General features: G+C 40.9%; 9 protein-coding genes and 1 pseudogene. 9 read left to right on the top strand and 1 reads right to left on the bottom strand.

Annotated features, from left to right (window positions below; all coding sequences use genetic code 11):
• Window positions 1–97 precede the first annotated feature (97 nt).
• The 9 genes and pseudogenes from Q4567_RS17755 to Q4567_RS17715 all read left to right on the top strand — a co-directional run.
• Window positions 98–337: pseudogene (locus tag Q4567_RS17755) on the top strand (DNA mismatch repair protein MutL); the annotation flags it as partial.
• Window positions 338–604: 267 nt separating this feature from the next.
• A complete protein-coding gene (locus Q4567_RS17750; protein ID WP_368509321.1) occupies window positions 605–1,228 on the top strand; it encodes a hypothetical protein in 624 nt (207 codons plus the stop codon).
• Window positions 1,221–2,165: a tRNA (adenosine(37)-N6)-dimethylallyltransferase MiaA gene (gene miaA, locus Q4567_RS17745; protein ID WP_303501314.1), complete on the top strand. Its 945-nt coding sequence runs from the start codon at window positions 1,221–1,223 to the stop codon at window positions 2,163–2,165. Before Q4567_RS17750 ends, miaA begins: the two co-directional genes overlap by 8 nt.
• 86 nt (window positions 2,166–2,251) lie before the next feature.
• Complete coding sequence (gene hfq, locus Q4567_RS17740) at window positions 2,252–2,500, top strand: RNA chaperone Hfq (protein ID WP_008843456.1); 249 nt, start codon at window positions 2,252–2,254, stop codon at window positions 2,498–2,500.
• Window positions 2,501–2,519: 19 nt separating this feature from the next.
• The gene (hflX, locus tag Q4567_RS17735) at window positions 2,520–3,809 is read left to right on the top strand and encodes a ribosome rescue GTPase HflX (protein WP_216049770.1); all 1,290 of its coding nucleotides are present in this window, start codon (window positions 2,520–2,522) and stop codon (window positions 3,807–3,809) included.
• A gap of 77 nt (window positions 3,810–3,886) precedes the next feature.
• Window positions 3,887–5,044, top strand: a complete 1,158-nt coding sequence (hflK, locus tag Q4567_RS17730) for an FtsH protease activity modulator HflK (protein ID WP_216049835.1) — start codon at window positions 3,887–3,889, stop codon at window positions 5,042–5,044.
• Between the two features lie 2 nt (window positions 5,045–5,046).
• On the top strand, window positions 5,047–5,931 hold the full coding sequence (gene hflC, locus Q4567_RS17725) for a protease modulator HflC (protein ID WP_216049771.1): 885 nt from the start codon (window positions 5,047–5,049) through the stop codon (window positions 5,929–5,931).
• A 75-nt stretch (window positions 5,932–6,006) separates the two neighbouring features.
• Window positions 6,007–6,525, top strand: coding sequence for a GNAT family N-acetyltransferase (locus Q4567_RS17720; protein ID WP_216049772.1), 519 nt, complete (start codon window positions 6,007–6,009; stop codon window positions 6,523–6,525).
• 21 nt (window positions 6,526–6,546) lie between these two features.
• Window positions 6,547–7,716 carry an acyl-CoA dehydrogenase gene (locus Q4567_RS17715; protein WP_303501308.1) on the top strand — a complete coding sequence of 390 codons (1,170 nt, stop codon included), beginning with the start codon at window positions 6,547–6,549 and terminating at the stop codon, window positions 7,714–7,716.
• A 37-nt stretch (window positions 7,717–7,753) separates the two neighbouring features.
• Here Q4567_RS17715 and Q4567_RS17710 read toward each other — a convergent pair whose 3' ends face one another.
• Window positions 7,754–9,895 carry a bifunctional diguanylate cyclase/phosphodiesterase gene (locus Q4567_RS17710; protein ID WP_216049774.1) on the bottom strand — a complete coding sequence of 714 codons (2,142 nt, stop codon included), beginning with the start codon at window positions 9,893–9,895 and terminating at the stop codon, window positions 7,754–7,756.

The raw sequence follows: 9,895 nt of genomic DNA, 5'->3' as shown, positions 1-9,895 counted from the left end.
GCTCAGAGGTTTGGATTGACCTTGAAAAAGTGGTCAAAAGATGACTAATACCTATTGACCAACAAGAGGCTCATATGGGTTAAGCGCCGCTGGCGCGAGTCGTATGCAAAGTGATCTGCAATATGTTTACGTTAATGGTCGCGTGATGAAAGATAAACTAATTAATCATGCAATTAGGCAAGCATATGAAGGTTTGATTGAGCCTAACACTCACCCAGCATTCGTGCTGTTTCTGTCTTTGGATCCTATGCAAGTTGATGTCAATGTTCACCCAGCTAAACATGAAGTGAGATTTCATCAATCCCGACTTGTCCATGACGTTATATTTCGCTCTGTTTCAAAAGCGCTGACTGAATCGTTCTCTGATCATACGGAGCATGCTGAGAGCGGCGGACAAGTCACACCAACGACATTGCAAGAAGTTGCTCCTAGCCACCAGTATATCCGTCCGTTGAGCAGGGTAATTGATAAGCCAAGCCAGAGTGAACAGCCGTTGCGATCAACCACTGAAATTCATGAGCAGGTCACTAATCAGCAACCTAAAACATTCAGGTACAGTGCTCCGGCTCATTCAAAGTCAGGGGCCAAGCATTACAAAAATTTAATGACTCCGCATTCCCCTGAACACTCTCAAAGCAACCTGTTGAGTTTTATGCAGATTGCTGATAATCGTTTATTGATCGAATGTGCAGGGGCGTATTATCTGTGTAAGGCAGAAGAATTAGCTGCTAAAAAATTACACGATGATGGGCAGTTTAATCAACCTGTGATGCAACCTCTTTTAATGCCCATTTCGCTGGCGTTGAACCAGATAAAGCTGACGATAGAGCCATCATTAATTCAGAGTATTAAAAGCTTAGGTATTGAGCTTTCTATTGTTAATCAACGTATACTTTTGAAGCAAGTCCCTTCTGGAACCCGAGCTTTGGATTGGGCCAGTGTGCTGCTGAGTTTGTTTGATAGATTGGAGCTAGCGCTCAATCAAAGTACCAAGGAAAATGCGACTCTGCCTATTCGTAAATTTGACCAAGACAGTGACAAACAACTATTACTTGAAAGTTTTTACACTGTGTTAGCAGAGCACCAAATCAAAGGGTCAGCAGCACAACATACTAATATGAACTTTCTGTGTGAATGGTTAACTAAACAACTCAATGCTGAAGAAATACTTAAATCTTGCGCTAAATTAATCCCATTAAAAAATTGGTTATCACAATTTGATGAATAAAAAACAAACCGAAAACTTACCGCCAGCGATTTTTTTAATGGGGCCAACAGCCTCTGGTAAGACTGATTTGGCATTAGAAATAAGCAAAAGGCTCCCCTGTGAAATCATTAGTGTAGATTCGGCGCTAATCTATCGTGGTATGGACATAGGCACGGCCAAACCAACTCCCGAAGAACTATCTCAAGTTCCCCATCGACTCATTGATATTCTCGACCCTGCAGAATCTTATTCGGTTGCGAATTTCAGGAACGACGCGTTAAATGCGATGAAAGCGGTAACTGAAAATGGAAAGATTCCTTTACTGGTTGGTGGAACTATGATGTATTTCAAGAGCTTAGTTGATGGTTTATCAACATTGCCAGCTGCCAATGAAGAAGTTCGTGCGCAATTAACCCAAGACGCACAAAACCAAGGCTGGGATGCATTGCATAGTCGATTAGAACAAATCGACCCAATTTCAGCTAAACGTATACATCCAAATGATCCTCAGCGTTTGTTAAGGGCTTTAGAAGTATTCGTATTGAGCGGAAAGACGATGACGGAGTTAACTGCGGAAAAATCCGGTAGCCTCCCTTATTCGGTAAAAGAATTTGCCATCATGCCCAGTGATCGGGGTATACTCCATGAGCGTATAGAAAAACGATTTAATGTTATGCTTGATAAAGGCTTTCAACAAGAAGTCGAAGATCTTAAGCGTCGCGGAGATTTACATCTAGATTTGCCTTCCATGCGGTGTGTGGGTTACCGTCAAATGTGGCAGTATCTCGATGGTGACTATAATCACGAGGAAATGGTATTTAAAGGTGTGGCGGCAACGCGTCAATTGGCAAAAAGACAAATAACCTGGCTAAGAAGCTGGAAAAATATAACTTTTTTAGATGGTATTGAAAAAGACAATTTGACTACCATATTGAATGTCAGCAATACTGTACCCTAATAGGCAGCTATACAGCCCCATGTTTTACTGTATAATTTGTATATCAGGTGAAAATCATAATAAAAAGAAAAGGATAAGGAATAGTGATGGCAAAGGGGCAATCTTTACAAGACCCGTTTTTGAATGCGTTAAGAAAGGAGCGTATTCCTGTCTCAATTTATTTAGTCAATGGAATCAAGTTACAAGGTCAAGTGGAATCGTTTGACCAGTTCGTAATTCTGTTAAAAAACACTGTTAGTCAGATGGTATACAAGCATGCCATTTCAACTGTTGTGCCTTCTCGGGCCATTAATATGTCAACCGGCGCACAACCTGACTCTGATAACGGTGAATAAAACCTTATAGGAGAAAAGCTTGTTTGACCGTTACGAAGCAGGCGAGCAGGCTGTTTTAGTTCATATTGATTTTTCTGATGATTCTAGCAAAGAAGATCTGCAAGAGTTACAAATGCTAGTGTCATCTGCCGGTGTTAATGCAGTTGAAGTGATAACCGCTTCACGGCAAGCACCTCATCCCAAATACTTTACGGGTAGTGGCAAAGCTGAAGAGATTGCTAATGCTGTGCGTACCAATAACGCAGATGTCGTTATTTTTAATCACCCTCTATCGCCTTCTCAAGAAAGAAATTTGGAAGCATTGTGCAAATGTCGCGTGTTAGATCGTACCGGTCTGATTTTAGACATTTTTGCGCAACGAGCCCGTACTCACGAAGGTAAATTACAAGTAGAGTTAGCGCAACTTCGGCATATTTCAACTCGATTAATTCGAGGTTGGACTCACTTGGAACGTCAAAAAGGTGGAATTGGCCTACGCGGTCCCGGTGAAACTCAGCTGGAAACCGATAGACGACTTTTGCGAGTCAGAATTAAGAGTATTCAACGTCGCTTAGCCAAAGTACAAAAACAACGTGAACAAGGCCGCAGAGCTCGTAAACGCGCGGAAATGCCAACGCTCTCGCTGGTGGGATATACCAATGCGGGTAAATCGACTTTGTTTAATACTATTACTGATGCGGGAGTCTATGCGGCAGATCAATTGTTCGCCACACTAGATCCAACCTTGCGAAAAATTCAGTTACAAGATGTTGGTAACGCTATATTGGCTGATACAGTTGGATTTATCCGGCACTTACCACATGATTTAGTGGCGGCATTTAAAGCCACTTTACAGGAAACTCAAGAAGCAGACCTGTTATTGCACGTTGTGGATTATTCGGATGACCAATATCTAGACAATATTGATCAGGTGAATGATGTTTTGGAAGAAATTGATGCATCTGAAATTCAACAGCTAATGATTTGCAACAAAATTGACAGAATGGAAGGGGTTGAACCCCATATAGACCGCAATGATGAAGGAATTCCCATTCGAGTCTGGATTTCTGCTCAACAAGATCAGGGCATTGATTTATTATTTAATGCCCTCACTGAATGTTTATCGCAAAGCATAGTGCAATTTACATTACGCATTCCGCCTAAAGAAGGTAAACTTCGAGGCGCATTATTTGGAATGAACTGTATCGCTGCAGAATCGTATGCAGAGGACGGCGATTGGCTGGTGGATGTCAGAATGCCAACCAGTGATTGGAACCGATTGGAAAAAAGATCAGAGATAGACTTATCCAGTTTGGTAGTAAAGCATTAGTATATGCAAATTAAGTTAACTTCTGATGGTAGTATCGGGGTTGCGTAGATTTAGACTTAACCTAACGGAGAGTGATGATGGCTTGGAATGAGCCCGGTGGAAAGAATAACGACCCTTGGAAAAATAAGGGGGGACGTGATCAAGGCCCGCCTGATTTGGATGATATATTCAAAAATTTGTTTGGTAAATTCAGCAAAGGTGGCGGCGGTGACGGCTCATCTGGCGGTAAAAGCTTAGGTGGAGTTGGCTTAACTGTGATCGCAGTTTTGCTAGTTGTCGTTTGGTTTATTAGCGGTTTCTACACTATTCGTGAAGCAGAACGTGGTGTGGTATTACGTTTTGGTGAGTTCAGTCAATTCGTAGAGCCTGGTTTACGTTGGAAACCAACATTCGTAGATGAAGTCATTCCAATTGACGTGCAATCTATTAAGTCGATGTCTTCAGAGGGCAGCATGCTCACAGAAGATGAAAACGTGGTTAGCGTTGAAATGGAAGTTCAATATCGAATCGTAGAGCCTTTCAAATATAGCTTTGCGGTAACTAACCCAGAACAAAGCCTTAGTCAGGCGTTAAATAGTGCCATTCGTTACGTGGTCGGACATTCAAAAATGGACGATGTGTTAACCCGCGGTCGTGAATCAGCCCGTCAACAAGTTTGGCAAGAGTTAGAAGGCATTATTAATCCTTATGATATGGGTATTTCAATTGTCGACATTAACTTTAAAGATGCTCGTCCACCAGATGCGGTGAGAGCGGCTTTTGATGATGCTATTGCTGCACAAGAAGATGAACAGCGTTTCATCCGCGAAGCAGAAGCTTATTCTCGTGAAATCGAGCCTCGCGCCCGTGGTCAAGTGAATAGAATGGCAGAAGAAGCACAGGCTTATAAAGAGCGTGTTACTTTAGAAGCGCGCGGTGAAATCGCACGTTTTGAAGAGTTATTACCTCAATACAATGCGGCACCTGAAGTTACCCGTCAGCGTATCTATCTTGAAACAATGGAACAGGTGTATCAAAACACTACTAAGATCATGATAGATAATGAGGGAAGTGGCAATATGATGTATTTGCCTTTAGATAAAATTCTAGAGAGCCAAAATAGTCAAGCACCTAAAGAGAACTCTCGCAGTACGCTTGAAGGACTACAACAAAATAGTATTTCCTCTTCGCAAAGTAGTAATTCCACTCCGAGCACAACGTTACGTAGTGATCGAACTAGAACAGGGAGAAATTGATAATGAAAAATCTAAGTATTGGAGTCGTAGTACTCGTTATCATCGCAGTTTTTCTTTCATTGTTTGTTGTGCCTGAAGGCGAAAAAGCAATTAAAATTCAATTCGGAAAAGTTGAGCGAGATGCTTCAGGTGAAACTGTTGTCTTTTCACCCGGTTTGCATTTTAAAATTCCATTGATTGACCGCGTTGTTAAGCTCGATGCCAGAATTCAAACGCTGGATGATCCTGCTGGACGTTTTGTTACTTCAGAGAAAAAAGACTTAATCGTTGATTCTTATGTAAAGTGGCGGATTAAAGATTTTGCAACTTACTACTTGTCAACTGGTGCTAACAAATTACAAGCAGAATCACTATTAAAACAAAAAGTTAATAATGGTTTGCGCTCTGAATTTGGTACTCGTACTATTTCTCAAATCGTATCTGGTGAGCGCTCAGAATTGATGGATGAAGCCATGAAGCAAGCGTCAACTAGTTCGGATGAGCTTGGTATTGAGATTGTTGATGTAAGAGTTAAACAAATTAATCTACCACCTGAAGTGAGTAATTCTATTTTCCAACGAATGAGAGCAGAGCGAGAAGCTGTGGCAAAAGAGCACCGCTCAGAAGGTAGAGAGCAAGCCGAAATCATTAAGGCAACAATTGATGCTAAAGTGACGGTTATGCTGGCAGACGCAGAACGGAACCTACGTAAGATTAAAGGTGAAGGTGAAGCCCAAGCCGCACAGATTTATGCTGAAACTTATTCTAAGAGCCCTGAGTTCTATGCATTTTTAAGAAGTATGGATGCTTATAGAGCGAGTTTCGATAGTAAACAAGACGTTTTAGTTGTTGAACCAGACAGTGATTTCTTTAAATACATGAAAGACATGTCAGGTGCTAGAAACTAAATTTAAGTGTTGATAAAAGCGCCGTGAAGGCGCTTTTTTTATCACTAAAATCGTCATTATTAAGCGAGAGTGCTTATGTTTGAATTTCATATTAGAGATGCGGTTCAGGATGACTTTTCTGAAATTAAACGCTTAAACGATAAATTTGTACACTTTACCAGCCCAATGGAGCTAGCTCGCATCGAGCAGTTACATAACCTCAGTGCGTATCACCGGGTGATAGAGCAGCATGACAAACAGACATCTGAGGTCTCCACTGTCGGCTTCCTACTTGCTATGAAACCCGCCACAGACTACAGCAGTGATAATTACCAATGGTTCGACTTACGTTACAAGCACTTCTTGTATGTGGACCGGGTAGTGATTGATTCTACGGCGCAAGGAAAAGGCTTGGGAAAGAAGCTGTATGATGATTTATTTTGTTTCGCACTCAAACATAGAATTGAACTTATTTGTTGTGAATACAATTTAATTCCAGCCAATCCCATTTCAGCAAATTTTCATCAATCCTATGGTTTTCATCAGGTTGGTCGATTGGATGCAGACGATAAAAGCAAGGTTGTTTCCATGCAAATTGTAAAATTACCTAATTAATATTAATTCGGGACCCTTAAAATGACTAAATTCAATTGGCAAGATCCTCTCAATCTAGATTCCTTATTAAACGAAGATGAGCGGATTTTAAGAGATAGCGTTCATCAGTTTTGCCAACAACAGTTGATGCCCGGTATCTTGCAGGCTAATCGGACTGAACACTTTGATATCGGCATCATGCAGGAAATGGGGCAGTTAGGGTTATTGGGCGCAACCCTGCCCGAAAAATACGGTTGCTCCAACATCAATTATGTTTCCTATGGATTAATAGCAAGAGAAGTTGAAAGGGTAGATAGCGGTTATCGTAGCGCTATGAGTGTTCAGTCTTCATTAGTGATGCACCCTATTTTTACTTATGGAAGCGAACAACAACGCCAGAAATACCTGCCTAAATTAGCAACCGGAGAGTGGATCGGCTGTTTCGGTCTTACTGAACCAAACTCGGGGTCTGATCCGGCAAGCATGAGTTCCCATGCTAAAAAAGTAGCAGATGGCTACCTTCTCAATGGTAGTAAAATGTGGATTACCAATTCACCTGTAGCACATGTATTTGTAGTGTGGGCAAAGTTGGACGGTGTGATACGTGGTTTCATTTTAGAAAAGGGAATGAAGGGCTTAAGTGCGCCTAAAATAGAAGGTAAATTTTCATTAAGAGCATCCATTACCGGCGAAATTGTGATGGATAACGTGTTTCTTCCTGAAGAGAATATCTTACCTAATGTTTCAGGGTTGAAAGGGCCTTTTGGTTGTTTAAACAAAGCGCGTTACGGAATTGCTTGGGGGGCTTTGGGAGCGGCCGAATTTTGTTGGCATGCGGCTCGACAATACTGCTTGGATCGTCAGCAATTTGGACGTCCATTGGCTGCCAATCAATTGGTACAGAAGAAACTAGCCGACATGCAGACAGATATCTCCCTTGGTTTGCTGGCGTGCGTGCAAGCCGGAAGATTGATGGATGCTGATTTATTGGCACCTGAAGCCATTTCTCTAATAAAACGTAATTCCTGTGGCAAAGCCTTGGATATTGCTCGTACCGCAAGAGATATGCATGGCGGTAATGGTATTGCGGATGAATACCACGTTATTCGTCATGTTATGAATTTAGAAGCGGTAAATACCTACGAAGGTACCCACGATGTACATGCGCTAATTTTGGGCCGTGCACAAACCGGGCTGCAAGCATTCACTTAACTCAGGTTAATTCTAGTTTGCAGCCGAGTTGGCATAATCAGTTTGATTGTTGTTTATCAGAATGTTTCTCTGTTATTAGAAGTTCACAAAACTCTTCAAATGGTAGGGGTTTGCTGAATAAATATCCTTGCGCAGTATTACATTTATTATCGAGTAAAAACTTAGCCTGATATTGATTCTCAACCCCTTCAGCAATAACCCCTAATTTTAAGCTGTGTGCCATGGCAATCACGGCCAAAATAATCGCTTTGTCATTCTCGTTCTGTTCTAAATCAATAACAAAAGAGCGATCTATTTTAAGGTTATCGATAGGTAACTTTTGCAAATAAGAAAGGGAACTATAGCCAGTTCCAAAGTCATCGATTGAAGTAGAAATACCAATTTTTCTCACTTGGTCTAATAAGTTTTTAACTTTGTCATAATTATCAATTAATACCCCTTCAGTTAGCTCTAATTCCAAGTTTTTGGATGGAATCCCACTGTGCTGAATGGCTTGAGTAACAAAATCAAACAAGTGTCTATCGGCAACTTGACGAGGAGATAAGTTGACCGATACTTTTAGATTAGGCTGATGTTGAATAATCACTTTCAACATATCTGTCGCACGACTAATCACCCATTTGCCAATAGGTACAATTAACCCGGTCTGCTCTGCAAGAGGAATAAACTTATCTGGGCTGGTTATAGTGCCATCAGCTAAGCGCCAGCGAATTAACGCCTCTGCTTTAGCGATTTTGCCCGTGCTTAAATCGATGATTGGCTGTAAATAGAGTTCAAACTGATTTTCATCGATGGCTTTTTTAAGCGCATTTTCTAATTCAAGCCTGTGCATTGATGCTTCTTTAAGGGCTTTTGAGTAAAAACGCAATTTGCTCTTATCTTCTTTTTTAGCGGAAAACATGGCTAAGTCAGCAAACTTCATTAACTCTTCAGAATCTGACGCATCACTAGGGAAATGGGCCGCACCGAGATTGAGTCCAATCTGCACCTTTTGTTTTGATTCGGTATAAAAAGGAAATTCGGTTGCTTCTATTAAACGATTGGCAAACTCAATACAGTCTGATTGCTCTTTAGCTCCGGATAAAATAATACCAAACTCATTACCCCCAACCCGTGCACATAAATCCGCTGTAGATAAACATTGTTGGATCCGCTCAGCGAGGGTCACCAATATATGGTCACCAGCTTGATGACCATGTAATTCATTGATTTGTTTAAAGTGTTTTACATCCAAGTAAACGATGAAAAATGGTTTATCTTTCTCAATTTGGTGTTCTAATTTTTGCCAGAAAAATTGCCGATTGGGAAGATTGGTAACATTATCATAGAGATTTAACTTTTCATTTCTTTGTAATAGGTATTTGACGCGACTGACATCGCTGAAAATGAATATCCAATTTTGCAAATTTTGCATTTCGTCGGTAACTGGATATAACGCTAATTTTAACCACTTGCTAGAATACGGCGGTTTATGCCAAAAAAGCTCTCCATGCCAGCGACTGCCAGTTTCAAAGACCCGCTCAAACTCAGCACATTGGTGTTTAAACAATTCGAGTAAAATCGTAAAGGGGGAAGCCTCATTGGATGCTTCAGAGGTTTCGAAAAAACTATAAGAATTTGGGTTTTGGCTAATGATATTTAATTGGGAATCGGTAATTACAACACCAAAGTCGGCATTTTCAATGACCTGCTTAATCGGCTCTTGTAATGATTGTAGTGTCTGGTTTTCACGAAGAACTTGATCTAAACGTTCATGAATATACTCGTGTTGGGCGAGGATTTTATCATTTGATATCAGCAGTTCGCGGGCCACCTGCAGAGTTTGTTGTTGTTTTTTGTATTCTGCTTGCAAATTGTGAATGACTAAATAAGCTTCGCCCTTTGAAACTGCTGCAATGGCTTCTAAACGTAATAAATCATCTTTGGATTGTTCGGACCAAATCCCCGACTGAATTTGCCCATCATTACCAATTTGCCAAAAATCTTCGGCATCAATAAAAAAGTCTTCTAAGTAGGCGGAGTTACCAATAAATTCGAAAAATTCGCTGCCAATTGCCTCTGGCGCTATAGCATAAAACCAATCTTCACTGCAGTGTAATAATTGGAATTTACGATTTTCTACTCGCTTTAAAATCGCGCAGTTAATAATGCCTAAAGCTTGAATAAGTGATTGTTGCAT

It is taken from the genome of Aliiglaciecola sp. 2_MG-2023, assembly GCF_030548145.1.
Taxonomy (GTDB): domain Bacteria; phylum Pseudomonadota; class Gammaproteobacteria; order Enterobacterales; family Alteromonadaceae; genus Aliiglaciecola; species Aliiglaciecola lipolytica_A.
This window is presented reverse-complemented; position numbering and strand designations above follow the sequence as displayed.